16 protein-coding genes are annotated in these 25843 nt (G+C 68.6%); 5 read left to right on the forward strand and 11 right to left on the reverse strand.

Annotated elements, in window-relative coordinates:
- Positions 1-19: 19 nt before the first annotated feature.
- Entirely contained in the window at positions 20-4414 is a 4395-nt protein-coding gene (locus G4D83_RS12385) for an amidohydrolase family protein (RefSeq protein WP_240356295.1), read from the reverse strand.
- A 579-nt stretch (positions 4415-4993) separates the two neighbouring features.
- Here G4D83_RS12385 and G4D83_RS12390 point away from each other — a divergent pair.
- Together G4D83_RS12390 and G4D83_RS12395 are read left to right on the forward strand one after the other, a co-directional pair.
- Positions 4994-6292: a glycerophosphodiester phosphodiesterase family protein gene (locus G4D83_RS12390; RefSeq protein WP_163864923.1), complete on the forward strand. Its 1299-nt coding sequence runs from the start codon at positions 4994-4996 to the stop codon at positions 6290-6292.
- 32 nt (positions 6293-6324) lie between these two features.
- Complete coding sequence (locus G4D83_RS12395; protein WP_163864924.1) at positions 6325-6510, forward strand: hypothetical protein; 186 nt, start codon at positions 6325-6327, stop codon at positions 6508-6510.
- A 285-nt stretch (positions 6511-6795) separates the two neighbouring features.
- Here G4D83_RS12395 and G4D83_RS12405 read toward each other — a convergent pair whose 3' ends face one another.
- The 5 genes from G4D83_RS12405 to G4D83_RS12425 all read right to left on the reverse strand — a co-directional run bounded on the left by G4D83_RS12405 (position 6796) and on the right by G4D83_RS12425 (position 13876).
- Complete coding sequence (locus G4D83_RS12405) at positions 6796-7308, reverse strand: hypothetical protein (RefSeq protein WP_163864925.1); 513 nt, start codon at positions 7306-7308, stop codon at positions 6796-6798.
- A 225-nt stretch (positions 7309-7533) separates the two neighbouring features.
- Positions 7534-8745, reverse strand: a complete 1212-nt coding sequence (locus G4D83_RS12410; protein ID WP_163864926.1) for a Kelch repeat-containing protein — start codon at positions 8743-8745, stop codon at positions 7534-7536.
- Positions 8742-9554 carry a hypothetical protein gene (locus tag G4D83_RS12415; protein WP_163864927.1) on the reverse strand — a complete coding sequence of 271 codons (813 nt, stop codon included), beginning with the start codon at positions 9552-9554 and terminating at the stop codon, positions 8742-8744. The genes G4D83_RS12410 and G4D83_RS12415 overlap by 4 nt, the downstream gene beginning before the upstream one ends.
- Positions 9555-9940: 386 nt before the next feature.
- Positions 9941-10363 carry a hypothetical protein gene (locus G4D83_RS12420; protein WP_163864928.1) on the reverse strand — a complete coding sequence of 141 codons (423 nt, stop codon included), beginning with the start codon at positions 10361-10363 and terminating at the stop codon, positions 9941-9943.
- Between the two features lie 225 nt (positions 10364-10588).
- The gene (locus tag G4D83_RS12425; protein WP_163864929.1) at positions 10589-13876 is read right to left on the reverse strand and encodes an RCC1 domain-containing protein; all 3288 of its coding nucleotides are present in this window, start codon (positions 13874-13876) and stop codon (positions 10589-10591) included.
- Positions 13877-14597: 721 nt separating this feature from the next.
- Between G4D83_RS12425 and G4D83_RS12430 the strand changes: the two genes are divergently transcribed.
- The 3 genes from G4D83_RS12430 (at position 14598) to G4D83_RS12440 (ending at position 19355) form a co-directional block, all read left to right on the forward strand.
- On the forward strand, positions 14598-15521 hold the full coding sequence (locus G4D83_RS12430) for a hypothetical protein (RefSeq protein WP_163864930.1): 924 nt from the start codon (positions 14598-14600) through the stop codon (positions 15519-15521).
- Between the two features lie 657 nt (positions 15522-16178).
- Positions 16179-18884, forward strand: coding sequence for a beta strand repeat-containing protein (locus tag G4D83_RS12435; protein WP_163864931.1), 2706 nt, complete (start codon positions 16179-16181; stop codon positions 18882-18884).
- A gap of 306 nt (positions 18885-19190) precedes the next feature.
- Positions 19191-19355 carry a hypothetical protein gene (locus tag G4D83_RS12440; protein ID WP_163864932.1) on the forward strand — a complete coding sequence of 55 codons (165 nt, stop codon included), beginning with the start codon at positions 19191-19193 and terminating at the stop codon, positions 19353-19355.
- Between the two features lie 39 nt (positions 19356-19394).
- On the opposite strand, the gene G4D83_RS12445 is transcribed toward G4D83_RS12440, so the two are convergent.
- From G4D83_RS12445 to G4D83_RS12465, 5 genes are all read right to left on the reverse strand, one after another.
- Positions 19395-19679 carry a hypothetical protein gene (locus tag G4D83_RS12445; RefSeq protein WP_163864933.1) on the reverse strand — a complete coding sequence of 95 codons (285 nt, stop codon included), beginning with the start codon at positions 19677-19679 and terminating at the stop codon, positions 19395-19397.
- A 271-nt stretch (positions 19680-19950) separates the two neighbouring features.
- Positions 19951-20856 (reverse strand): alpha/beta hydrolase family protein, encoded by a 906-nt coding sequence (locus tag G4D83_RS12450; RefSeq protein ID WP_163864934.1) that lies wholly within the window; start codon positions 20854-20856, stop codon positions 19951-19953.
- A gap of 309 nt (positions 20857-21165) precedes the next feature.
- On the reverse strand, positions 21166-22449 hold the full coding sequence (locus G4D83_RS12455; protein ID WP_163864935.1) for a dickkopf-related protein: 1284 nt from the start codon (positions 22447-22449) through the stop codon (positions 21166-21168).
- 134 nt (positions 22450-22583) lie between these two features.
- A complete protein-coding gene (locus tag G4D83_RS12460) occupies positions 22584-24275 on the reverse strand; it encodes a C2 family cysteine protease (protein ID WP_163864936.1) in 1692 nt (563 codons plus the stop codon).
- 850 nt (positions 24276-25125) lie between these two features.
- Positions 25126-25821, reverse strand: a complete 696-nt coding sequence (locus tag G4D83_RS12465; protein WP_163864937.1) for a hypothetical protein — start codon at positions 25819-25821, stop codon at positions 25126-25128.
- Positions 25822-25843 lie beyond the last annotated feature (22 nt).

Genomic DNA, 25843 nt, shown 5'->3' on the forward strand with positions numbered 1-25843 from the left:
CACGTGGGCCGCGCGTGCATCAGGGCGCGGGAACCGCGGTGATGACGTTGACCGCGCCCGGCGTCACGGTGGTGGTGAACTTGAAGTCCACCCCGTTGTCGTCGGTGTCCGTGCTCTGTGCGTCGCGGCACACCGAGCCCTCCACTGTGTTGCTGTCCGCCACCGCCGCCGTGCTCGTGGTGCCCTCCTGCATGTCGAACCTCTTGGAGGAGCCCGCGATGGTGGCCTGGGTGATGGTGGCCTCGTAGGAGAGCGAGTCGATGAGCACATCCAGCGCTCCGTCGTAGAGCGCCACGGCGTCCGCCGCCGGGCTCGCCACGCTGCCGCCGTTCTGGATGAAGTCCGAGGTCCCGCGCTGGAGCGTCTTCACCCCGGGACGACCCGCCAGCGGACCGACAACCGCGGCCGAGCCCACCACCAGGTACTCACCCGCGCCCAGCGTGCCGACCTCGGTGAGGTCGAGCTTCTGGTAGCTCGCCGGAGGATTCACCCCGCCATTGACGAACACCAGGAACGTGTTCGCCAGGGACACGGGGGCACCCGTCGGGTTGTAGATTTCGACGAACTCCTTCGTGTCCGTGTTGGGCTGGTCGTAGTCCACCTCGTTGATGACCAGGTGGCTGATGGCCGGGCGGCTCGCCACGGTCAGCTCCGCCGCCAGCTCGGTGCCGCCGTACGTCGCCGTCAGCCGGACGCCGCCGGCCGTCTGGCCCGCGGTGAACACCACCTGACCGCTCGTCTGCCCCTCGGCGATGGCCACCGTCGCGGAGGACAGCGAGCCCAGGCTCGAGTCAGGCGTCAGCGCCACGCTCACCGAGGCTCCCCCCACCGGGGCGGGGCGATCCAACGTCGCGGTGAACGCCTGCGTCGTGTTGAAGTACACCGTCGCCGTCGAAGGCGTCAGCGAGACGAGCGCCGCGGGCGGCGGCGTCACCGTGACGTCGGACGTCCGCGTGATTCCCTGCAGCGACGCGGACACCGTGCCCGCTCCCTCACCCCGCGCATCCGCGGTGAAGAGGAACGTGGCGTCCGTCGCACCGGCGGGCACCGTCACCGTGGCCGGCACTGTGCCGAAGCGGGTGACCCCCGCGGCCGGCGTCGCCACCAGCGCCACGGCGAGGTCCGCCGTCGGAGCCGCGGACAGCACGACCCGGTACTCCTGCGTCTGCCCGTACTGCACCACCACCGGAGTGGAGGGCAGGAGCGACACGAGCCGCGGCGAGACCAGGTCCAGCGTCACCGCCGTGCTGGCGCTGCTGGCTCCCACCTGCGCCGTCACCGTGCCCTCGGAGACAGAGGCGGCCTCGTCGGCGGTGAAGGTGAACGTCGCCTGCGTCGCGTTCTTCGCCACCGCCAGCGTACCGCTCGCCGGGTTGAACGTGCCGAAGCCCGCCGCCGGGTCCACGCTCAGCGCGATGGCCGCGTCGGCCGGAGCCGGACGGTCCAGCGCCACCGTGAGTGTCACCGTGCCACCCGGCACGATGCTCACCGTCGCGGGAGACAGGGTCGTCACCAGTGCCTGCTCCGTCGCGCCCAGCACCCGCAGGGTCGACTGGAGCGAGACCGTGCCCAGGGTGGCGGTGAGCGTGACGCTCTGCGCCTGGGCCAGCGGCTCCACCTTCACCTCCGCCGAGGTCTGCCCCGCCGGAATGGTGACCTTCCCACCCGGAACCGCCAGGGCGGCCGGGTCGCTCGACGTCACCGTGATATCGACCGGCACCGAGTAGGTCGCGGACATCGTCACCGTGAGCGCCTGCGGGAAGGTGCTCTGCGCGCCCGAGCCCTCCGCGCGCACGAAGCCACCGGGCCCGAAGGCCGTCAGCGTGGGCGGCGTCCCCAGCATGTCGCCCGCCCCGCGGGGGACGAGCTTGTGGTCGTTGAAGTTGAAGGTCAGCAGGCCCCTCAGCGAGAAGTAGGTGGTGCCCACCGGCTGATCCGCGTAGTCGAACGCCTGGTCGTCCACCATGAGCGAGGGCTGGGCGACATCGCCGCTCTCGTTCACGCGGAACTCCTTGAAGTTGTTCACTCCCTCGGTGACCTTCACCTCGCGGAGCTCGACGAGCACGCCCTCGAGCGCCACCGCGCGAGGACCGCCCGTGCGCACGTCCGCCGCGCTCACGACGACCGGAGCCGGAGGCGTGTTGCCGACGCTGCGGCGGGTGTACGTCACGTCCGTCAGCTCGGGCAGGCCGCTGAAGATCGTCAGCGAGCCCTTGGTGATGTCCAGCCGGTCGCCCACGGCGAGGTCGCCCTTCGGGCCGTAGACGTACAGGCCGGAGTACTCGACGCTCTTGCCGGACGGCAGCGGATGCACCTGCACCCAGTAGCCGTTGGTGCTCGCGGCGCCCTTCACCACGCCCGTGACGATGACGTCCGACAGCGACACCACCTCACCCGAGAACGGCAGGCCTCCGTTCACCGGCGTCTTCAGGTCATGGATGGTCAGCGGGCACGCGGTGGTGCCCGGGTTCGCGATGGCGCACGCGTCGCACGCGTCGCCCTTGCCGTCGCCATCCGCGTCCGCCTGATCCAGGTTGGACACGAACGGGCAGTTGTCCTGCCACGTGGGCAACCCGTCGTGGTCGTCATCGCCCACCAGGTAGGTCGTGCACGCGCTGTTGTTCGCGGAAAGCGGGCACGGGTCGCACGCGTCGCCCAGGCCATCGTTGTCCGAGTCGAGCTGCTTGCCGTTGTCCATCGGGCGGATCGGGTTGAAGATGTTGGGGCAGATGTCCGCCGCGCCGCGCACGCCGTCGCCGTCCGGGTCGTCCGCCGTGCTCTGGCCGGAGTAGACGGTGGAGCTGTTCACGGACGCCGGCCAGGCGGAGTTGTTCGAGATGCGCTGGGGCGTGCACGCGGGCTCCGCCTCCGGGACACCGCAGGCGAACAGCGGGTAGGCAGTGGGGTTGGCCGCTTGCAGCGCCGCCAGGTTCTTGCCCACCTCGGACTGGACACAGGCCGACTTGGCCGTGCCACACACGTCCACCGCGTCACACGTCTCCGCGGCGCCCTTCAGTGCCGCCACCAGCGTCTGGTCGCCGTAGAGCGCCTTGCCCCCGCGCATCGTCAGCACCACGTTCGCTGGCTCGGCGGCGATGACCGCGCGGTGCGGCGAGGCGGTGAAGGTCGCCAACTGGAAGATGGACAGGTCGCCCATCTTGCCCGGCGCGATGCGGCCCACCTTCTCGTAGACGTCCACCGCCTCCGCGGCGTTGGACGTCACCATGCGCCACAGCTGCTCGTCGCTGAACGCGCGCGCGAACTGGCGGGTATTGAGCGAGTCCGCGCACTTCAGCTCGCGCAGGATGTTCATGGAGCCGGACTGCAGCCAGTCGGTGCCCAGCGAGATGCTCACGCCCAGGCGCTTGTAGGTCGTCACCATGGCGGTGTCGCCGTACAGCGCGATGTTGGAGCGCGGGGACCAGATGAGGCCCGTGCCGCGCGCGGCCATCAGCTCGATTTCCTGCGCCGTCAGGCCGATGCCGTGGATGACCGCCGTGCGCCCCTGCATCACGTCATTGGGGGCCGTGGACAGGCAGATGAACTCGTTGCGGGCTCCGGCGCTGATGCCCTCCGCGATGTGCGGCATGTAGGCGGCCAGCTTCGACAGGCCCGCGGTGGTGGGCTTCGACGTGTAGTCCGTGCAGCCCGAGGTCACGATGCGGCCGTTGGTGTCGCCCAGCGGGAAGGTGTCCGAGTTCGCGACGCCCTCCTCCAGGCCCTCCTGGCGAGCCACCGGGTTCTGGTCCAGGTTGCGCAGGAAGCCCGCGGCACCACCGGCGCCGGCGATGGACGTCGTGCCCGCCATCACATGGCGCAGCTCCGCGTAGCCCACCACGTCCGCGCCGCTCTTCGAGCCGCCGTTGCGAACCGTCGTGTGGCCGTTGGCGCCCGTGCGCCACTCGTTGCGATGCTCGTAGCGCTCCTCGGTGCCCGCATGCGGCTTGTCCGGATAGGTGATGTGCTCGTGCGGGTTGACGAGGCCCGGGGAGATGACACCCGTCGGGCAGGAGACCTGGGTGGCGTCCGCGGCGCCCTCGGCGGCGGAGCAGTCACACTGGGCGCAGGTGATGACGCCCAGCGCGTTCACCAGCACCTGGCCGCCCACCAGCGTCTCGCCGTCCTTGAGCACCACGCCCGTGAACAGGCGCGCGCCATTGCCGGCCTTCGTCACCGCGCACGTCGCCCCGTCCGCCAGCGGCGGCGCATCGGCGGCCGCGCAGCGCGTCTGCGTCAGCGTGCAGTCCGCCTGACAGCCGTCGCCGGAGGTCGTGTTGCCGTCGTCACATACCTCGGCGTCCTCGAGCTTTCCGTTGCCACACGCGGCCTTCTCCGGCGTCACGGTGCAGTTGGCCTCGCAGCCGTCGCCGGCGATCGCGTTGCCGTCGTCACAGGCCTCCCCCGCCTCCTTCACTCCATTTCCGCAGGACGGGGGGCTGCACTCCGCACCCTCACATCCCGGCTTGTCATCGTCCGAGCATCCAACGTGGAACAACATCACCGCGGCGAGCGCGGCCAACAATAAGCGTGGGGACTTTCGCATCTGGTGGGTCTCCGAATGATTCCGGCCCGTGGGAGCACATACGTCCTTGACACGGCCCGAAGGTACTCGATGAAACATTTCAGCGACAGCCGACTCGGCAGGTCCCTTGAGAGAGAGGGAACGCTGGCAGCCACGGGTCTATCTCACCCCACGCGGGGGCCGTAAACGCCGGGTGTCACCTCGTCGTGACAATTCGCCGTGACGCCGCGCGTTGCCGGTGAGGGCCATCCCCCTCTAACTCCACGTCGGACCTGCACCCCGCGTCGACGTGCTCCCCTTGGACGTGTTCGCCGGATTTCACCAACAGTGGCACCGCGCGACGCCGCTCGGATCACGGCGTGGCAGGTTCTTGAGAGAATCGTCGCTCAACCTTGACGTTTCCGGCCGGGACGGAGGTGCATCTTGCGCGGGCCTTCATATCCAGCAACCCAGGAAGGAACCGGAAACCTCATGTACCCCAGAAGGTTGGTGACGCTCCTCTCGGCGACGCTCGCCGCGTGCATCTCGATTCCCGGCGTGGCCCCCGCGGGGGACGACGCGCGCGCGGCTGGGGAGTCCCGGTCGGAGCACACGCCGTCGCGCCGACTCAATGTCCAGGTGGGCGCTCGGCCCTATTACCTGGTCGAGGACATGGATGAGGGCCCCCTGAAGCGAAGGCTCCAGCAGTGCTCGGAGGGGCCGTTCTCCCGGACGGAGTTCTCCATCGGCCATCGCGGCGCGCCGCTCCAGTTCCCGGAGCACACGAAGGAGTCCTACGAGGCCGCCGCGCGCATGGGCGCGGGCATCCTCGAGTGCGACGTCACCTTCACGAAGGACCGGCAGTTGGTGTGCCGGCATTCGCAGTGCGACCTGCACACCACGACGAACATCCTCGCCATTCCCGCGCTGGCGGCGAAGTGCACGCAGCCCTTCCAGCCCGCGGACCCTGTCACTGGCAAGGCCGCCTCCGCGCTCTGCTGCACCAGCGACATCACGCTCGCCGAGTTCAAGCAGCTGTGCGGGAAGATGGACGCCGCGAACCCCTCGGCGACCACGGTGGCGCAGTACCTGGACGGGACGGCTGCCTGGCGCACGGACCTCTATTCCGCGTGTGGCACCGTGCTTTCCCACAAGGAGAGCATCGAGCTCTTCAAGCGCCTGGGCACGAAGTTCACTCCGGAGCTGAAGGCCCCGAGTGTCCCCATGCCGTACCAGGGCACCTATACGCAGGCCGCCTACGCCCAGCAGATGCTGGACGAGTACAAGCAGGCCCGCATCCACCCGATCCAGGTGTGGCCGCAGTCCTTCAACCTCGACGACGTGAAGTACTGGATTCAGCGCGAGCCGCAGTTCGGAAGGCAGGCCGTCTACCTGGACGGGCGCTACGAGATTCCGGGCACCCGGTTCGACCCGAATGATCCAAGCACCTGGGTGCCGAGCATGGACGAACTGTCCGCGTCGGGCGTGGAGGTCATCGCGCCTCCCATCTACGTGCTGCTCACGCTGGATGCACAGGGGCGAATCATCCCGTCCGCGTACGCCAGGGCGGCGAGGGCCGCGGGCCTGGACATCATCGCCTGGTCCCTGGAGCGTGACGGCCCGCTGGCGAACGGCGGCGGTTTCTATTTCCAGTCCGTCAAGCAGGCCATCAACAACGACGGTGACATGCTCGTCGCGGTGGACGTGCTCGCCCGGCACGTGGGTGTCATTGGCATCTTCAGCGATTGGCCGGGCACGGTGACGTACTACGCCAACTGCATGGGTTTGTAGGCCGCGTTCAAGAAACTCGAAAAGGAGGCTGTATGCGATGGGACCGTCGTGCCTTCCTTCGTCTCTCCGCGCCGGGTGGCGGAGCGCTGGCTTTGGGACCTGGATTCTGGAAGGAGGCGTATGCCGCGCCCGCGCAGCCGGGGCCCAGCCCGTATGGGGCCATGTCCGGCTCGGCGGATGGGCGGTTCTACCGCTTCACTCCGTCCGCTCGCCGCTGACTGGCGTGGACAACGTCACCGTGTCGCGCTCGGGAGACCTCTTCGTCGCCGAGGACGGCGGAAATCTGGAGATCTGCATCATCACTCCGGGCCCCAGCCGAGTGGTGGCGCCATTCATCCGGCTGGATGGACATTCGAGCTCGGAAATCACGGGCCCATCCCCCCGCTCTCCGGTTTCACAAGCTGCATGGCTCATTTGCAATCATGAGTCATGGCAGCACGGGTCGGGCTGATTCTTCAAGGCGCGCCGCCCGGGAAACCCACGAGCGGCGCAAGGGACGGCGACTACATCGCGCCGGAACAGTTCTTGGTGTGGGCGCCCGGCGGGCACCAGTAGTTGGTGATGTTCAGCTGGGCCTTGGTGCCGGTGCGCGCGTCGCAGGCGCTGCCGCTGCTCCAGTTGGACTCATGAAGGGTGATGCGGTTGGGCTCAGCGGCGGTGTTCACGCTGTGCACGAACGCGGTGTGACCGGCGGAGTTCGACCCGAGGATCATTGCCACGCAGCCCACATGCGCATGGTTGCTGTTGATGATGGCCTTCTTGTCCGCCCAGGTGAACAAGCCGTAGGGCAGATTGATGCCGTAGGCATCCTGCTCCGTCCGACAGCGCGCGTAGAGGACGCATTCGTCGTCACAGGAAGAGGCGCAGGCGCCGTCGAAGGCCTGGGCCGACACTTCGCGGTCGTCCACCTCCGCTGCGATGGGCTCTGGCTGCGCGGGCACCTGCTCCTCGCTGGGGCCACAGCCGGTGAAGGCCAGGCAAAGGATGAGGGCGACTGGCTTGGACTTGAACGTCATGGGACTGCCTCCGTAAGGGAACGATGCGGAGTCAGCCTATCAGAATACTTGCTTGATAGTCTTGAATTGCCTGTTTGGCTGCTTGCTGCGCCAGGTTGGACCGAGTGGGCTCTGGAGCATCACCACTCGGGCCTCGGCCTGCTCACGCCTCACGATGTGCACCATGTAGACCGCGCGGCACTCTCACCCAATCTCGGTCTCATCCGCGTTGACAGGTTCCGCGGCTCACGGCACGTACTGCTCCGCCGAGCGCTCCGCGCCCTCCGCCCCCAGTCCCCCTATCACCAGCACCCCGCCGTCCTTCAGCGGCGTGGCCGTGTGGAAGGCGCGAGGGCGCAACAGCTCGGGCCTGCTCACCCAGCCCCGGTCGGGGTCATAGAGCGCGACATCCTTCACCGGCGCCGCATCCCAGCCCGGCAGTCCGCCGACCACCAGCACGCCTCCAGAGGTCAGCGCGGTCGCCGTGTGGTGGGCCCGAGGAACACTCAGCCAGCCCGAGTCCGTCCACGTCCGGGTGCTCGGCGCGTAGAGCTGCGTGCTGGTGCTGAATTCAGGCCCGGCCGAGCCCACCACCAGCACCTGCCCCAACGACGGTACCAGGGTGGCGGTATGGCCCGAGCGAGTCTCGGACATGGCGTTGGGCGCCGCCGTCCAGCTCCGCGTGCTCACGTCATAGACATCCGCTGTGTCGCTCGCGTCGATGTGGCCATAGCCTCCCACCGCCAGCACCCCGCCCCCCGGCAGCTCCGTGGCCGCGAGCGCATTGCGTGCCGCGGTGAGGTTGCCCACGCTCGACCACATCTCCGTGTCCGGCTCATAGAGCTCGGACGTCGTGAGCCCTCCCTCGTCGTCCTCGCCGCCGCCCATCACCAGGACCGCTCCGGAGGACAGGAGGACCGCGGCATGGCTGGCGCGCGCGTTCGCCATGGACCTCGCGGAGGTCCACGAGCCGCCATCCGCCGGGTCGTACAGCATCGCGCTCCTCAGCGCCTCCGTCCCCACGCGTCCCCCCACCACCAGCACCTTGCCGTTCCCCAGCAGCGTGGCCGTGTGGAAGGCGCGAGCCGCCGACAGGGTCCCCGCATCGGTCCAGGTGTTCGAGGCGAGGTCATACAGCTCGGTCGTCGCCACGGCCGCGTTCCCGGCCTCGAAGCCGCCCACCACCAGCACCTTGTCATTGCCCAGCAGCGTCGCCGTGTGGCCGAACCGCCGCGCGCCCATCGACTGGACGGGCTCCCAGTGCGGCTCCGTGGGCCCCGAGTCGCTCCCGTCGGGAGCACCGCCATCGTCCCTGTCCGGGACACCGCCATCGGCGCAGAGCTCCGGCTTCTTGCGGCACACCTCTTCCACGGCCGCATCCACGTCGAGGCAGCCGCCGACGGCCTGGAGTCCCAGCGCCAGCACCCCCGCCGCGGCGACTCGAAGCAGGCCCCTCACGGCCACCTCCCGGAGACAAAGGCAGACGTCCCGTCCGTGCCCACCGACAAGGCCATGGCATCCCCGGGTCCGCCCATCAGATACATCCCCGTCGCGACTCCCAATCCCACCGCGCCGCCCACCAGCAGGCCCACGCTGACCGTCTGGAGCGAGCGCGTGCGCGACGCCACCTTCCGCGCATCCTTCTCCGAGCCGATGTCCTCATCTGGCCCGTCCAGCCTCGCTCTCTCCCCCGAGGCCCCCCACCACATCACCCCGCCCCCCACCGCCAGCACTCCGCCGGTGACGGCCGGAATCCAAGCCCGCTGGCGCGGCGACGAGCGCCCTTCAGAGACCTCCGCCACGGGCCCCGTGGAGAGCCCTGGCCCCAACGCCTCGCGCGAAGGCTCCGGGGCCCTCCGCTTCAGTGCCTCCGAGGGCTCGCCTCGCGCGGCCAGTTCCTCACGCACCTTCACGCGCACCGCCTCGAAGCGCTGCCGCAGCTTCGGCGACACGCTCAGCGGCAGCACCGCGTCTGGATTCAGGAACAGCGCGGACTTGAACGCGGCCTCCGCCTCTTCCTGCCCCTCCTTGCTCAGCTCCGCCAGGACCACGCCCTCATAGAGCGACACCGCCACGTCGTCCTCGGGCCCCCGAGACACCCGCTTCGCGCGAGCCACCTGCTCCAGTGCCCGCTCGTACTCCAGGTCCTCGATCAGCCGATGGATGGACAGCAGGTAGCGCCGCGTGTCCCCGGAGACCTCCGCCCGCGCGCCGGGAGGAAGCAGCGCGAGCCCCAGCAGCAGGACCCCATGACAAATACCCCGCACCCAGGGGCGCTCCCGGGCAGACCCATTCGTTGGCATGGATTCCATTCTGTCTGGATGTCCCCGCTTGATTTCCAGACAGGGGACGCGAGGCCTCACCACCTCTCGACACTCGAAAAGCGTCAGGCTTTTCCAGCGTCCAATCCCATACGAATGGTCGCACGCGAGGCCACTACCGGGCGGACCTCTCTCGGCGTAACGGACCGGGGCATGGATTGCAGACGGCTCACGCCCAGTTGTTCATCAGCATCCGGCGCGCGGCCTCCCGCACCCAGCCCTTGCAGGAGAAGGTGGCGCGGAAGGTGGGCGCCCAAACCGAACCTCCACGTCGCGGGGGATGCCGCGCGGGGCGGGGCCCCTCGCTCCAGGTGGCGGATGGACCCCGTGCGTCAGGAGTCCTGGCGCGCGTCCACGTAGGCGCTGAAGTGGAACTTGTACGTGCTGTCGTAGAACTTGATGCCATTGCCCACCGACGCGTTCAGTCCGTAGGCGCTGCCGGTGCAACCCCCGCAGATGAGCACGCCGTTGCGGTGGATGTTCCACAGGCCGTTGACGTTGAACGCCGTGACGGCCGTGACGGACGAGCCCACGAGGTCGAAGGCGTAGGTGTTGCCGTTCGCGATGCCGTTGAAGCTCGCATACGCGGCGAACGTGCTCTCGTTCCAGCTGATGTTCATGTTGACGCCCGTCGCCGGGTACGTCGCTCCGTTGTCGCCGATGTACAGGCCATGGGTGGACTGGATGCTGTGGCCGGCCAGGGCGGGGACGGACACGAGCAGCGCGGCGGCGGCGACGGAAGAAACGGCCTTCATGGGATGACTCCTGCTTGGGGGGAACACGGGGTGCGGTGAAGCACCCCGCGTGGAATCCATCCTGCACGAGCCCGGTGATACACGGAAGACATGTTTAATTTGCGGAAGCCGCATTTCAGTCGCGGCGGTCGCGAGACTTGAGGATTTTGCCTGGTCCCGATTCAGGTGAGTCCCGCGCAACCCCGACCTGTCGGGAAGGCGGGAGCGGGGTAGGTGGGACGCTCCTCACCAGATTTGAGTCGGAGACAGCCTGGCGGCCATGGCACCCGTGACAAGCTGGCCATTGCTGTTGGAACCGAAGCCGCTCACCGTTCCGTCCACGGAAACGACGAGCACGTGCGTCTTCGCGACCAGAAGGCTCACCACCCCTGTCAATCCAGGCACCTGGGTGGGCGTCAATTGCTGGGTCGTGGTGCCATTCCCCAGTTGGCCGCTGCCATTGCCGCCCCAGGCCCAGACGGTGCCATCCACCTTCACCGCCAGCGAGTGCGCATCGGCGGCACCCACGGCCTTGACGCCCGAGAGGCCCGGCACCTGCGTGGGAGCCATTCGGTGGGTGGTGGTGCCGTCCCCCAGTTGGCCGCTGCCATTGCTGCCCCAGGCCCAGACGGTGCCGTCCACCTTCACCGCCAGCGAGTGGTACTCGCCCGCGGACACGGACACCACGCCCGTGAGGCTCGTCACCTGCGTGGGAGTCATTCGGCTGGTGGTGGTGCCATCCCCCAATTGGCCGTTGCCATTGCTGCCCCATGCCCAGACGGTGCCGTCCACCTTCCGGGCCAGGGCGTAGCGCAGACCCGCGGACACGGACATCACACCCGTGAGGCCCGGCACCTGCGTGGGAGTCGTCCGGTAGGTGGTGGTGCCGTCCCCCAACTGGCCATGGAAGTTCTGGCCCCAGGCCCAGACAGTGCTGTCCGCCTTCAGCGCCAGCGCGAAGTATTCGCCGGCGGAGACAGACACGACACCACTGAGGCCCGGCACCTGCGCGGGGACCCATCGGTCGGTGAGGGTGCCATCCCCCAACTGGCCAGCGGCGTTGTGGCCCCAAGCCCACACGGTGCCATCCCCCTTCATCGACAGCGAGTGGCCCTCGCCAGCAGCCAAGGCCTCCACGTTGCCGAGACCCGGCACCTGCGCGGGCACCATTCGGTTGTTGTTGGTGCCATCCCCCAGTTGTCCCGCGAAGTTGGAGCCCCAGGTCCAGACGGTGCCATCCAGCTTCCGGGCCAGGGAGTGCCATGGGCCTGCCGCGAAGCCGCGCCCCCCGATGAATTGAGAGGGAGTCGGCGAGTGGTAGGCGCCCGCCGAACCGTCGCCCAACTGGCCCTGAATGTTGTTGCCCCAGGCCCAGACGGTGCCATCCGCGTTCACCGCCCGCGAGTGGTAGTCGCTCGCGGACACAAACACGGCTCCAGCGAGGCCCGACACCTGCGTGGGGACTCGTTGGTCAGTGAGTGCGCCATTCCCCAACTGCCCGAGGACGTTGCTGCCCCAGGTCCAGACGGTGCCGTCTGCCTTCACCGCCAGCGAGTGCGCCTCGCCAGCAGCCAAGGCCTCCACGTTGCCGAGGTCTGGCACCTGCGTCGGAGTCGTTCGGCCAGTGATGGCGCCATCCCCCAGTTGACCCGCGTAGTTGGCACCCCAGGCCCAGACAGTGCCGTCCGCCTTCAGGGCGAATGAGTGGAAGTCGCCGGCGGTCACCGACACCACGCCAGTGAGGCCTGGCACCTGCGTGGGCACCTGTCGGTGGGTGAGGGTGCCATCCCCGAGCTGGCCATCGACGTTGTCGCCCCAAGCCCAGACGGTGCCGTCCGCCTTCACCGCCAGCGAGTGATATTCGCCCGCGGACAGAGATATCACGCCGGTGAGGCCCGACACCTGCGTGGGCACCCGGCGGTGGGTGAGGGTGCCATCCCCGATCTGGCCGCGGGTGTTGTTGCCCCAAGCCCAGACGGTGCCGTCCGCCTTCACCACCAGCGAGTGCCAGTCGCCAGCGGCCACGGACACGACCCCGGCGAGGCTGGACACCTGCGTGGGAGCCCATCGGGTGGTGAGGGTGCCATCTCCCAACTGGCCCTCGGAGTTGCCGCCCCAGGCCCAGGCGGTGCCGTCCGCCTTCACCGCCAGCGAGTGCGTGTCGCCAGCGGCGATGGCCAGGACCCCGGTGAGGCCAGGCATCTGCGTGGGCCTCAAGTGCTGAAGGGTGGTGCCATCACCCAACTGTCCATGGAGGTTGTCGCCCCAGGCCCAGACGGCACCGTCCGGCTTCAGCGCCAGCGAGTGTTTCGGACCCGAGGCCGCGATGCTTCGCTCGACCAGGCCCTGCGTCTTCCTCGGCACCGCGCTGAAGGTCATGGACCCATCTCCCAACTGCCCTTCCACGTTGTGGCCCCACGTCCACACCTCTCCGTTGGCCATCAATGCCACCGAGTGCTGGCCGCTGCCGGCCGCCACGGCCACCGCGCCGCTCAGCCCCACCGCTTGCACGGGGACCAGCCTCTGCACTTGCGTCCCGTCTCCGAGCTGGCCGCGCGGGTTGGCGCCCCAGGCCCAGACCGTCCCGTCCGACTTCAGCGCGAGCGAGTGGAGCTCCGCCGCCAGCACGCCGTCCACGCCTCCCAGTCCCGATATTTGCAACGGCAGGAAGCGAGAGGTGGTGGTTCCATCACCCAGTTGGCCGAAGCTGTTGGACCCCCAAGCCCAAGCGGTGCCGTCCGCCTTTCGCACGAGCGAGTGATTGCTGCCGGCTGACAGCCCCGTCACGTTTCCGAGGCCGGGGACCTGCGCGGGAAGCGTCCGGGGGCCAGGGGTGTTGTCGCCGAGCTGGCCGCTGGTGTTGCTGCCCCACGTCCACACCCGGCCCAGGGCGTCGAGCGCGAGCGAGTGCGCGTTGCCCGCGGCAATCGCCGTAATCGAGGGCAGGCCCTGCACCTGCACCGGTGCCAGGCGCTGCGTCGTGGTGCCATCGCCCAGTCGGCCCGAGCCATTGCTGCCCCAGGCCCAGACAGTGCCATCCGACTTCAATGCCAGCGAGTGTGAGAAGCCCGCGGCGACCTTCACCACCTCCACCACTCCCGGCACCGGAACGGGCACCTGACGGCCGGTGGTGGTGCCGTCGCCGAGCTGGCCGCTGGTGTTGTTGCCCCAGGCCCAGACGGTGCCGTCCGACTTCAGCGCGAGGGAGTGCAAGTCGCCTGCACCCACGGCGCGGATGTTCCACAGGCCCCAGGACCGGACGGGCGCGCGTTGGTCCTGGACGCTTCCATTGCCCAGTTGACCATGGACGTTGTCGCCCCAAGCCCAGACAGTCCCGTCGGAGCGCACCGCGAGGGTGTGGTTGCGACCGGCGGCCACGAGGCCCAGACGGCTGGCCGTCTCGGCGGCTCTCACCGTGCCCACCTCCTCGTGGGGTGACGGCGTCCCGTCCTGACAGCCCGTGGCGGCCAGTGAAACGAACAACAGCCAGACGGCCCTCAACGCGACGTCCGTGTACCGACGATGTGAATGCATGGACCCCTCTCCCAGTGCAATGACGTGTGGCGACACCCGCACAAGCGTGCCCCCAGAAGGGAAAGGCTCATACACTATGGGTGAATAGAAACCGATAAATCTTCCGCTGTGCGTCCGCGACGCCGCCCCCCCCATGCCGGATGTCTGGTTTCACGGCGGGAGGTCGCGCGGTCGCGACACTGCTTCCTTTGCCCTGGCCACCATCCGCCAATGTTGGAAGGAGCGAAGCGCGAGTTCATAGGCTGCGCGGGCACCCGCGACATCTCCCTGCCTCTGCCTGGGCTCGCCCAGAAGCATGCGACAAACCGCGGCCTCCCGGAGGGCCTGCGCCGCAGCGGTATAGCGCCAGTGCTGCGGGTGGTGGCGAGCCTGAGCGACAAGTTCGTCGGGATTGGACATGTCGAATTGTCTCTCATTCAGGCGGAGCGCCTCGGCCCTGCTCAACTTGGCGACAATTTCAGGACGCGCGCAAGGGCCGCCCGGCGGAGAGCGACGAACGACTCCATGTTCCTTGTCCACGATGGGCAGGCGGGGTGACCACGGTGGGGGCGCTGCCGATGCCCGCGAGGCACCGCCGGAGACTCCGGGCGCGCGCGGCCCGGAAGCAGGCCTCTTCCTCGGCGTCCTCGAATCGGGGGGGCCCCTTGGTTCGTCGCCCGATTCCGCGCCTTCCCGCGGCTGCGGCTTTCGTGGACATGCCAGACGATTTGAAGAGAGGAGAATGACCCATCGCCTTCTCATGGCCTCCCTGTGGTGGGGGGCTCTCGGCGGGATTCTCACTGGCGCTGCCCCTGCCTCGGGGGTGGAAGTGGAGCGCCCCACGCCTGTCGAGCTCCGGTGGAAGGTGCCCGTGGCGGCGCCGCTGCGCTACACCCTGACGGCGACGAGCCTGCCCGGGCGCGAGGCTCTGACGCAGTTGGACTCCACGCGCCCCGGGCTCTGGGGCCTGTCGCCCCGCACGCGCGAGCCGCGGCCCGAGCTGGTGCTTCTTCCTCGCGAGGTCGTGATGACGGCGGAGCTCGCGCGGGTGGACGCGGAAGACCTGGCCGCCCGGGTGACGCTGACGCGGGTGGAGGTCTCCTCGCCGGAGGGCGCGTCGAGCAAGGATGCCCGTCGCGCGAAGGCGCTCGTGCCCCCGGTGGCGGGGACGGTGCTGGCCCACTCGTCGCTGATGGACCTGGGAATCATCACCCGACACCTGCCCCAGGAGCAGCACAACCTGGTGGCGCTCCTGTTCGAGCTGCCCGCCAGGCCCGTCGCCGTGGGTGACACGTGGGCGCTCAGCATGGACCTGATTGGAGAGATGGGATTCGAATGGCATGGCGAGCGTGAGCGCTTCGACCAGGCGCGGCTGACGGCACTCGAGCGCGATGCCGCCGGAAGGACCGTGGCCATCATCGACTTCACCCTCACGATTCGGGATGCGGGGTACTACGAGCCCCTGTTGTCGCGTCGGAGGTTCCCCGCCTCCGACACGGCGTCCTACGTGGGGCGCGGGGAGTTCCTCGTCGAGGAGGGTCGCTGGAAGCGCCTGTCGGGTGAGATATCCATCCAGGCCAAGGGTGTCGTCAGGATGGACTCGGCCTACCGGTTCGTCCTGGAGCCGCTGGAGCCTGCGCGCTTCCTGCCGTTGGCCGCGGAGTGAGGGGAGGCCCGCGCGCCGGGGCCCGCCTCGCGGCTGTCGTGGACAGGCCCAGGTACTCCAGAGTCGCGCGACTCGCGGTGGCCGGCCGCGGCCAGGAGCGCCGGCACCCACTGCGTATCGTTGACGCCGAGGCTGGGCTCCCAACACGAGAGCAGGGAGAAACGCGGCCCGGCGACCACGTCGCCGAGGCCCCGAGGCCTCGGGGAACCGGCGCCCGGAGGAGGAAGGCGCCGATGCGGACCGGCCTGGAGCGAATCGCACACACGCTCAGCTACGACCTCCTCGATGCGCGAGGCCTTCCAATCCCTGGCCTCCTCCATGCCCCAGTCGCGTCGCCGGACGCTGGATGGACAGACACACGCGGTGGACCCCAAGGCTCGACACCGGGCGGTCCTCCGACACCCCCCCATCTCTTCACAAACCGTAATTCGGCACCCGTCCTGGGATCTCCGCTCTCCATTGGACCCAGAACTCTCCGGAATATGTGATCTTCATGTGGCGATCCGGTGAAACAGCGCATCAGCGGTCGCCCAGGTTGACTTGGAGGGGGATTCCATTCCCTCTCTTCTTCTGGGGTGCGCTTGAAGTCCTGATGCGGACACAGTACGCACGCGCTGTGTATCGCGTTAACCCCATGTTTCACCTGCCGAGGCCCTCATGACAGCTCGTTTCGCGCCGCCCGTTGAACGGAGCGCGTTGCTCCTTGCCCTCTTCCTTGTCGCTGCCTGCGGAGACAGCACCGAGCCCGCGAGCAAGTCGCTCCGCGTCACGCCGGCGACGGCCACGGTGGCCGTGGGCGCGACGACGCGCCTGGTGGCTGAGCTGGTCGAAGCCAACGGTACCTCCTCGCCCGCGGGGTCCGCGGTGACGTGGGCGTCGGGCAATGCGGCGGTCGCCAGCGTCGCGAAGCAGTCGGATGGAAGCGTCACGGTGACGGGCGCCAGCCCGGGCACGACGCAAATCACCTCCACGGTGGACGGCCGCTCCGCCAAGGCCACGGTGACGGTGACGGCTGCCACCGTCACGCTCGTGTCGATTGCCGTGACTCCGGCCGCCCCCTCGATTGCCGCCGGGACGACGCGGCAGTTCACCGCGACGGGCACGTACAGCGATGCCACGACGCAGGACCTGACGGCGACGGTGACCTGGGCTTCGTCGAGTGAAGCCACGGCGACGGTGAGCCAGGGTCTGGCGACCGGCGTCGCGGCCGGCACGACGACCATCAGCGCGACCTCCGGCTCCGTGTCGGGCTCCACGACGCTGACGGTGACGACGGCGACGCTGGTGTCCATCGCCGTGACTCCGGCCGCCCCCTCGATTGCCGCCGGGACGACGCGGCAGTTCACCGCGACGGGCACGTACAGCAATGCCACGACGCAGGACCTGACGGCGACGGTGACCTGGGCTTCGTCGAGTGAAGCCACGGCGACGGTGAGCCAGGGTCTGGCGACCGGCGTCGCGGCCGGCACGACGACCATCAGCGCGACCTCCGGCTCTGTGTCGGGCTCCACGACGCTGACGGTGACGACGGCGACGCTGGTGTCCATCGCCGTGACTCCGACCAACCCCTCGATTGCCGCCGGGACGACACAGCAGTTCACCGCGACGGGCACGTACAGCAATGCCACGACGCAGAACCTGACGGCGACGGTGACCTGGGCCTCGTCGAGCCCGAGTGTGGCGACCGTGAGCAATGCGGCGGGCAGCCAGGGTCTGTCGACGGGCGCGGGCGTGGGCACCACGACGGTCAGCGCGACCTCGGGCGCGGTCTCCGGTTCCACGACGCTGACGGTGACGCCGGCGACGCTGATGTCCATCGCCGTGACTCCGACCACCCCCTCGATTGCCGCTGGGACGACGCAGCAGTTCACCGCGACGGGGACGTACAGCAATGCCACGACGCAGGACCTGACGGCGACGGTGACCTGGGCCTCGTCGAGCCCGAGCGTGGCGACCGTGAGCAATGCGGCGGGCAGCCAGGGTCTGGCGACGGGCGCGGGCCTGGGCACCACGACGGTCAGCGCGACCTCGGGCGCGGTCTCCGGTTCCACGACGCTGACGGTGGCGCCGGCGACGCTGGTCTCCATTGCCGTGACTCCGACCGACCCCTCGATTGCCGCTGGGCGGACGCAGCAGCTCACGGCCACGGGCACGTACTCCGATGAGACGACGCAGGACGTGACGGCGACGGTGACCTGGGCTTCGTCGAGCCCGAGCGTGGCGACCGTGAGCAACGCGGCGGGCAGCCAGGGGCTTACGACGGGCGCGGGCGTGGGCACCACGACGGTCAGCGCGACCTCGGGTGCGGTGTCGGGCTCGACGACGCTGACGGTGACGCCGGCGACGCTGGTCTCCATTGCCGTGGCTCCGACCAACCCCTCGATTTTCGCTGGGGCGACGCAGCAGTTCACCGCCACGGGCACATACTCGGATGAGACGACGCAGGACCTGACGGCGACGGTGACCTGGGCCTCCTCGAGCCCGAGCGTCGCGACAGTGAGCAACGCGGCGGGCAGCCGGGGTCTCGCCACGGGCGTCAGCGTCGGCACCACGACGGTCAGCGCGACCTCGGGGGCGGTGACGGGCTCGACGACGCTGACGGTGGCGGTGCCCACGCTGGTGTCCATTGCCGTGACTCCGGCCACCCCGACGATTGCCGCTGGGACGACGCAGCAGTTCACGGCCATGGGCATGTACTCGGATGGCTCGTCGCAGGACCTGTCGGCGACGGCGACGTGGGCCTCCTCGAACACCCCCAGCGCGACGGTGAGCAACGCCGCGGGAAGCGTGGGCCTGGCGACCGGCGTCAGCGCTGGCACCACGAGCATCAGCGCGACGGTGGACTCGGTGTCCGGCGCGACGACGCTGACCATCAGCGCCTGCCACATCACCCTCAACGAGGTGTCCGTGGCCGGGACTGGCGGGGCCTCGGACGAGTTCGTCGAGCTCTACAACGGGTGCTCCTTCCCGATTGACCTGAAGGGTTGGAAGCTCGTGTACCGGTCCGCCGGGGGAACGGCCGACGTCAACCTGTCTTCGTTCACGGCCGCGACGGTGCTCGCGCCGGCTGGGTTCCGGCTCTACACCGGTTCGCAGTACACGGGGAGCGTGGCGGGCGATGGGACGATGGCCTCCGCCCTCGCCGCCGCCGGCGGTGGCCTGGCTTTGCGCGATGGCTCCAACACCGTCCGCGACTCCATGGGCTTTGGGACGGCGACGAATGCCTTTGTCGAGGGCACCGCCGTCGCGGCCCCCTCCTCCGGGAACTCGGCCAGCCGGTATCCGGCGGACGGAACGGACACCGACAACAACCTGGCGGACTTCCACGTCGTGGCCCGGACGCCCAAGGCCGCGAACCTCTGAGCCTCATGAGGTCATTCGCCATCCTGGGCGCATGACCCGGTTCCACCGGCCCCGTCCTCCCGCCCCGTCTCCACGGGCGGGGACGGGGCCGGGTTGCTTCCGTCGAGCCGCCTCTCGCGCTCCGGCGCTGCCCCGCACCGCACGTCCGCACAGCGGCTCTCCATGCGCTGTCACCGCGCCGGCTTCTCTGTCTGGCAATGCAAGACAGGGTGACCCCTGCCGGGCTTCGTTGACGCGGGCAGGGCTCCATCCCCAGCGCCCAGGGGTTGAGTGACATGGCTGGCGTGTGGGCCCTGCTCCTGAGCCATGAACCTGCAGCGCTTCCGCGCCGCGGAGCCCGAGGAGCAGTTCGGCATCCCCACGCCCCCGGACGATGACGTCTTGTCTCCTGGTGGTCCGGTGGGTGAAGACGGCGCGGTGGTGCGCAACCTGCTGACGCCGTGGTCTCGCGTGCTGACGTCCTGGCGGTAGGGCCTCGTCATCGAGGCCCTGACCGCCAGGGGTGCTGAATCAGCTCTCCAGCGCGGAGGCCTGGGCCTCCGCACTGCAAACCAGCGACTCCTCGGAGAACTGCTCGACCATGTCCGCTTCGTCCGTGGGCTCATCGAGTGTTTCGGGCTCGCACAGCCCCGCTGCCCGACAGGTCGTCGTGAAGAGGCCCTCGCTACAAAGCCTGTTGCACGTGCTCGGGCCGAAACAGACCTCGCTGCGCGGTGGCGGGAGCGCGGATGCGGCGGTGGGTGCAAAGGTGAGGACGACGGAAGCCGCTAGAAAGCGTCGCAGATACTTGCCCATGACTCCTCCAGTGGTGGTGTGAAGCCTGGCCACGGTGATTCGAGCGAGCCTGCAAGTAATATGGGAACCCCATCGCGCCAGCGCGTTTCAATACAGGCCGTGCGTTGTCTCCACGGCCATGGCCTGCATCCGCTCCCAGTCGATGCCCACGTCATGGGGCCGGCGCGCCGTTGCCGCACTGGGTGGACAGCGGGAACTCCCGCCGCCGGTGGCGCGGGTAGCGCCCGATGCGCTCCTGGGACGGGCCATCGCTGGGCGCCGTGTCGGTTGGCTAGTTGTCGCGGAAGAACGCGATGCTCCGCTGGAGCGCTTCCGGTACCGAGCTGAAGTGGTCGCCGGGCACCATGTGCGCCTGTACGTCCAGCCCGGCCCTTCCTGCCTCCTGGGCTGTCTCCTCGGACGTCGAGCGGAAGAAGGGTTCCTCGCTGCCGAAGTAGAGCCGGGTGGGGCACTTGAAGCTGGTGGCGAAGTCCACCGGGGAGCGCATCGCGAACTCGCGCGCATTCGTCATTTCGAAGGGAACGATGTCCTCGCGCCCGACGATGAAGCTCTTCTGCTGAGGGGAGCCCGAGAGCGACGCGGCCGCCCGGAAAGCGCGGGAGGTCTGGGCCGCGAGCAGGGCCAGGGTTCCTCCAACGCTGTGCCCGGACACGTAGAGCCGGGACGGGTCCACGCCCGGAAGGCGGGAGAGCGCGGCGGCCGCGGCGAGCACGTCGTCCACCTCGTCGTAGAAGAAGGTGAAGGTGCCCGGCTGACCGTTCTCTCCGCGCAGCAGGGGCATCATCACCACGAAGCCCGCCTCTCGGAAGGGGCTCGACATCTCCCAGTCCTCCTCTCCGAAGGCAAAGCCTCCGTGCAGGAAGAGCACCGCGGGATGCTTCTTGCCGTCTTGAGGAACCGGGCTGACGTAAGCGGTGAGGTCCAGGCCACCCGAGCGGTAGGTCACCACGGTTGCGCCCTTGGGCGTCAGGCCCGCCTCTCCCTCTTGAGGGGCAGGGCCCCGCCAAAGCAGCTTCGTCTTGAAGCCGCTTCGCGCCAGGGCGTAGTCCTTCGCCAGGGCGGAGTCCTCACGGACGGTTGTGGTTGCGGGGAGGGTGCGGCAGCCCGTGGCGAGTGTCACGAGCGCGGCCACGAGCAGGAACCGCGAACAGGGGCGGGCGAATGGGAGTGTGTGCATGGATTGGATTCAAAGTCCTAGCAGAAGGTATTCGAAATGGGGGGGATGTTCCCCCAGGCAGTCGCGCCGATGCGAGCGGTGCCGATGGGGACGGGCCTCGAACGGCTCGCCCACGGCACGCTGGAGGGGCAGGGCGCTCCCTCTTCCGGCTGGCGCGAGCCGGAGCGCTCGCGGCGAAGGAACTCGACATTCCGCGGAGAGCTGCGTTCGACGCCACGGATGCAGAAGCGCTGCAGCGCTTTTTGGAGAGCTGCCGACGCCCATCGACCACGTATTGGTGACCGCGGTGCACCGGAAAGACGAGGGCCGCTACATGCAAGCCCCGCCGACCGTGACATCGGCCGGCTTCCAGCACGTCTTGTTGGGACCGCAGCCGTTGCAATGGCCACCGTCGATGGGCCAGCAGGACGTGCTCGAATCCGAGATGCCGCAGCCCAGCGTCGCGCCCATCTTGCACACGAAGCCCGGCGCACACTTCGTCACTCCGGGAGTGCAGGGCGTCCCACCGCAGGCGCCACACGCGGCGGTGCCGCAGGCGTCGCAGTAGTCGACGTTGTCATCGGCCTCGCACGACTCGCTGCCCGCGTGACACGACGACTTCCCGGGCACCGTGAAGCCGGACTGGCAGGTGTCGGGTGTCGTGTTGCACGCATGCGTGACATAGCCCTCGTCCTTCGAGCCATCGCAGTTGTCGTCGATGCCGTTGCAGCTCGTGTCGGGCTGCGGAGACACCAATTGCGTGCAGACCGGGTCCACGCCCGTGCAGCTCAGGACGCCCTTCGCGCAGGGCCCCTGCTTTCCAGGAACGGTGCAGGCCGCGCCTGGCGTGCACGGCGGCTTGCAGACGCCCCCACTGCACGACAGCCCGTTGCAGCACTGCGCGCTGCTGCTGCACGAAGCGCCCTTGGCCGTGCACGCGGCGCAGGACCCGCCGAGACACACGTTGCCGCTGGAGCACGCAGGCGCGGCGTTGCAGCACCCCTGTCCCTGTGCGCCGCAGGTCGTCGTACACAAGCCGGCCGAGCAGTTCTTGCCGAAGTCACATGCGTTCCCCGACACACAGCAATCGGCACCGGAGGTTCCGCAGGGCACGACCAGCCGGACCACGGGGCTCGTCGAGGACTTGCACCCGGTCATCACCGCGGCGCCACCTTGCTGGAGCTCCGTGTTGATGCAGGTGTCGGTATCGGCGCCCGTATCGAACGAGACGAGCTCCTGGTTGCCCGGCCCCACGACCTTCACTCGTGCGATCAGCGTGCGGCCCGCGCCCGCGGACCAGTACTGGGACGCCGCCGGAATGACGACGTCGGACGCGGCGAAGGAGTACCAGCTCTCACCCGCGTTATCGACGTATGGCGTCGTGCCCGTCAGGATGGGCGCGTGTGGAATCACGTCGAACGTGCCCGAGACGTTGTTCTTGACGAGCGGCCGGACCTCGGCGCTCGGCACGTTGTAATAGAACCCCTCGAACGCCACGTTCGTGGCCTTGCTGTCGACGACCTGATTGTCGCGGGGATAGTTGAGACACCCATTCGTACAGGCGGCGAGACAAACGACGACGAGCAGCGCCCACTGCCCCTGCTTCCGAGCCATGATGCCTCCTGAGACCGGGAGCACGTGACTCCCCGAAAAAGAACGACGCGCACACCGGATATTCCCCGGCGATTTCGCCGGGGAACTCCCCACCGCGGCGCCCGAACGTCACGGGCGTCGCGTGACCTGGAGCGTCAAGGCAGGTCCCACCGTCCCGCCCCTCCCAGGAGGAAGTAGATCTGCGTGTAGTCGCGCAGCTCGACCTCGAAGCCATAGGGGTTGCGCAGCACGATGCCCACGGGTTTGCCGGTGCGGTCGGTCACCACGCGGTCGATCATGAGGATGTGCGCACCCCGCCGCCACGAGTTCGCATCGAGCGTCGCGGTGTCGCTCACGTTGGGCACGGACCCCGTCACGAGCGCCGCTCCCTGGGCGCGCTGCTGCTGGACCCAGGCCAGGAAGGCGTCCACGCCCAGGTTGCGCGCCGTCATGATGGGGCCGCTCGGCGAACCGTTCGCGAGCCACCCGAGCACGTCCTCCTTCGTCACCCCATCGGCGTAGCTCCAGTGGGTGATGGTGAGGTTGATGTGCCCGCCGCCGGGCTTGTTGATTTCGAGGGTGCCGTCACCGGTGTCGATGGCCGAATAGTCGGCGGAGTCGGACCGCATGATGGCGTAGGCCTTCTCCACGATGGGCACCCACAGCGCGCCCGTGCTCCCGAGCTTCGCGTACTGGAGCCCGTTGGTCGCGCTGTTCACCCAGAGGTCTCCATCGACGCGGACATAGACAGGGTCTCCGTCGCGATAGAAGCGCACCGCGTAGGAGCCGTCACCGAGCGCCACCACCATGTTCCGGATGAACTCGGGGTCCGAGTTCGCGATGGCCGAGAGGGCCGCGACGAAGTAGCAGTCTCCGACGGTGCCCTGGAAGATGTCGTTCTTGCCAGGGCCACTCGGGCCGAAGAGCGGGCTGCCACTGTAGTCCTGCTTGACGAGGGTGAAGCCCGAGTCGCCCGAGAACGACGTCGGGTCCAGGAGCTCCTCGCCCAGGGGGTCGAGGCCCACCGGCGTCGACGTCCCTCCGCCGTTGTAGCTCACATGATGGAACGCCGAGACGACGTGCACATAGCCCAGGGAGAGCTCGAGCGCCGACAGGTCGAGGAAGCTGTCCGTGGCGTCCCCCCAGTAGGAGTCCCACTGGTTGCCGCCGGTGATGATGTCTGCGCCGAGTCCCACGGTGATGAGTGTGTCCTGCCCATTGTCGCCATACAGCAGGTCATTGCCCGACCCCCCGTTGAGCAGGTCTGCATCATCACCGCCGTGCATCTCATCGTTCCCGCCGTGGCCGTAGAGCGTGTCGCGCCCCGTCCCTCCGTACAGGATGTCACTGCCACCCGAGCCCCAGAGCACGTCCGCGCCCGCGTTGCCGTTGAGCGTGTCGACACCCAGGTCGCCCGTCAGGAAGTCGTCGCCGCTCCCGCCGTTGAGCACGTCGTCACCGTTGCCACCGTTCGCGGTACAGGGCAGGGCGGTGTTGTTGGTGAACGTGTCGTTGCCGTCACCCCCGGAGAAGGAGATGGAGGTGATGGCGGAGCCGAACAGGGGGTTCAGCCAGTAGACGCTGCTCGTGCCATTGAGCGTGACGATGATGCTGGTGGGGTCGTTCGGGTAGTAGCTCACGGCGGCCGTGTCGGCGCTGGCAGTGCCGGTGATGACGACCTTCGTGCCGGTGCCATCGAGACCGATGAGGCTGGCGTGAGACATGGCCAGGGCGTCGTCCGGCACGGGCGCGGAGCCCTCCAGTTCCTCCGGCGTGGGTGGCAATCCACAAGCGAGCAGCGCCGTGAATGAGAGCAATGGCAACCAGGGCCTCGAATGACGACTCATGAGATGGACTCCTCGCGTTCAGGTCCGAAACATCGACAGGGCGGCTGTCGACACATGGCTCATTCAAGAACCCAGCCAATCCCTGCACATGCGCGCCGGCGTCCCCGCACCGGCGTGTTTCGAGCAGTTGTTGCAGGGCCTGCAAACGTTGCACGGAGCTCCGCCAGGCGGCCTTGCAGGTCTTGCACGAAGATTCCGGGTGCGAGGTCGTTTCCCGCCTCACGCACCAGACTCCCTCTGCCGTCAAGGGCCCCGGCCCCTGGGGAGGCAGGAAGCTCGAGCGACACGTCGGAGGACTCTCGCTCGCGCGCGCAAGGCCCACTCCCTGCGCTCCCGGGGATGGCGCGAGGAGCCTCCAGACTGGGCGAGCGACATCTTCGGTGTGCTCCCGCTGGCCGAATGCGGCCAGGGGAGGCCCCCGCGCCGGGGCCAGTCTCGCACCTGACGTTGGGCAGGCCCAGGTGCTCCAGAACTGCTCGCACCCCTCCGGCCTCCTTCACGTACGCCAGTACTTGCTGCCTCCACGCCTCATGCATGCGAACCCGTCGCCGTCGAACGTCCTGCGGAGCAACCCGGCCCAGTCCATTCGCGGTGTCCTCTTTCTTCATCCGCTCCTTGCTGGCCGCTGCCTCAAGCCCCGCGCTTGCCTCCTGCGTGCCTGCTTGAGGATGCAAGAAATGGCCGCGGTTTGGCGCCTGACCCGGCGGTGGGATGCTTCCTGTCCCCGGACCCCTCCATCCCGTCGCCGTTCAAGAGTCAGTCACATGGGCCCTACATCGGGTGACAGTTCGACGCCTGGGCCATCGAGGCCCGCCTCCAGGCGGCACAAGCGACCTCCTGCGAACCCCGCTCAGAAGTACGGAGCGTACATCTCGGCGCGCTTCCAGAAGCTGGCGCTGTAGTTGAACGGCTCGTCCACGAAGTTGGTCACCGAGTACCAGGGTCGTCGCGTCGTGTTGGGATTCGCGAGCGGAATGCCCGTGCTGGAGACCGAGGCGAGCAGCGCGAAAGTGACGGGATTCTCCACGCTCGCTGAAGCGCTGCACGTCGTCCCCACGCACTCGACGAAGACAGAGACCCGGAGCTTCCACACGCCCGTCAGCGCGGACTTGTTGAACGACACGCAGTGGAGAATCCGCGACCCGTAGATGTCGCTCCACGCGAACTGCTCGATGGCGAACTCGACCTTTGTGTTGGAGGAGTCCAAGGGGCAGCTCGGATGCGCGGCGGTGTCGATCCGCCCCAGCGCGATGCCGATACCGCCATTCGGCGCCGTGGTGGTGAAGGCTCCGCTCGCGTCAAACGGCTGCCCGTTCGCGAAGGCGCTGATGGCGATGTGCTCGCTGCTGCTCTGCAGCAGCGTCGTCGCCGCGATGTCGACTTCGATGTAGTGCGTCTCCAGGAGGGTGCCCGCCGGTTTCGTGGCCGCGACGCCCATCTGCGACGCGCCACACAGACCCGGCGCGCAGGGAGGCGTGAGGGAGAAGTCTTGAGCGGACGCGGACGCCCCCCAGGCGAACAGGGAGACGACAAGGGGTCGAATCACGGTGGAAGGTTTCCAGGTCATG

Source organism: Myxococcus eversor (assembly GCF_010894455.1).
GTDB classification, from domain to species: Bacteria; Myxococcota; Myxococcia; order Myxococcales; family Myxococcaceae; genus Myxococcus; species Myxococcus eversor.

Excerpts from the sequence above, each read along its gene's own strand:
- G4D83_RS12390 (WP_163864923.1), top strand. The coding sequence starts at position 4,994 with ATGTACCCCAGAAGGTTGGTGACGCTCCTCTCGGCGACGCTCGCCGCG.
- G4D83_RS12395 (WP_163864924.1), top strand. The coding sequence starts at position 6,325 with ATGCGATGGGACCGTCGTGCCTTCCTTCGTCTCTCCGCGCCGGGTGGC.
- G4D83_RS12405 (WP_163864925.1), bottom strand. The coding sequence starts at position 7,308 with ATGACGTTCAAGTCCAAGCCAGTCGCCCTCATCCTTTGCCTGGCCTTC.
- G4D83_RS12420 (WP_163864928.1), bottom strand. The coding sequence starts at position 10,363 with ATGAAGGCCGTTTCTTCCGTCGCCGCCGCCGCGCTGCTCGTGTCCGTC.
- G4D83_RS12425 (WP_163864929.1), bottom strand. The coding sequence starts at position 13,876 with ATGCATTCACATCGTCGGTACACGGACGTCGCGTTGAGGGCCGTCTGG.
- G4D83_RS12430 (WP_163864930.1), top strand. The coding sequence starts at position 14,598 with ATGACCCATCGCCTTCTCATGGCCTCCCTGTGGTGGGGGGCTCTCGGC.
- G4D83_RS12435 (WP_163864931.1), top strand. The coding sequence starts at position 16,179 with ATGACAGCTCGTTTCGCGCCGCCCGTTGAACGGAGCGCGTTGCTCCTT.
- G4D83_RS12440 (WP_163864932.1), top strand. The coding sequence starts at position 19,191 with ATGAACCTGCAGCGCTTCCGCGCCGCGGAGCCCGAGGAGCAGTTCGGC.
- G4D83_RS12445 (WP_163864933.1), bottom strand. The coding sequence starts at position 19,679 with ATGGGCAAGTATCTGCGACGCTTTCTAGCGGCTTCCGTCGTCCTCACC.
- G4D83_RS12450 (WP_163864934.1), bottom strand. The coding sequence starts at position 20,856 with ATGCACACACTCCCATTCGCCCGCCCCTGTTCGCGGTTCCTGCTCGTG.
- G4D83_RS12455 (WP_163864935.1), bottom strand. The coding sequence starts at position 22,449 with ATGGCTCGGAAGCAGGGGCAGTGGGCGCTGCTCGTCGTCGTTTGTCTC.
- G4D83_RS12460 (WP_163864936.1), bottom strand. The coding sequence starts at position 24,275 with ATGAGTCGTCATTCGAGGCCCTGGTTGCCATTGCTCTCATTCACGGCG.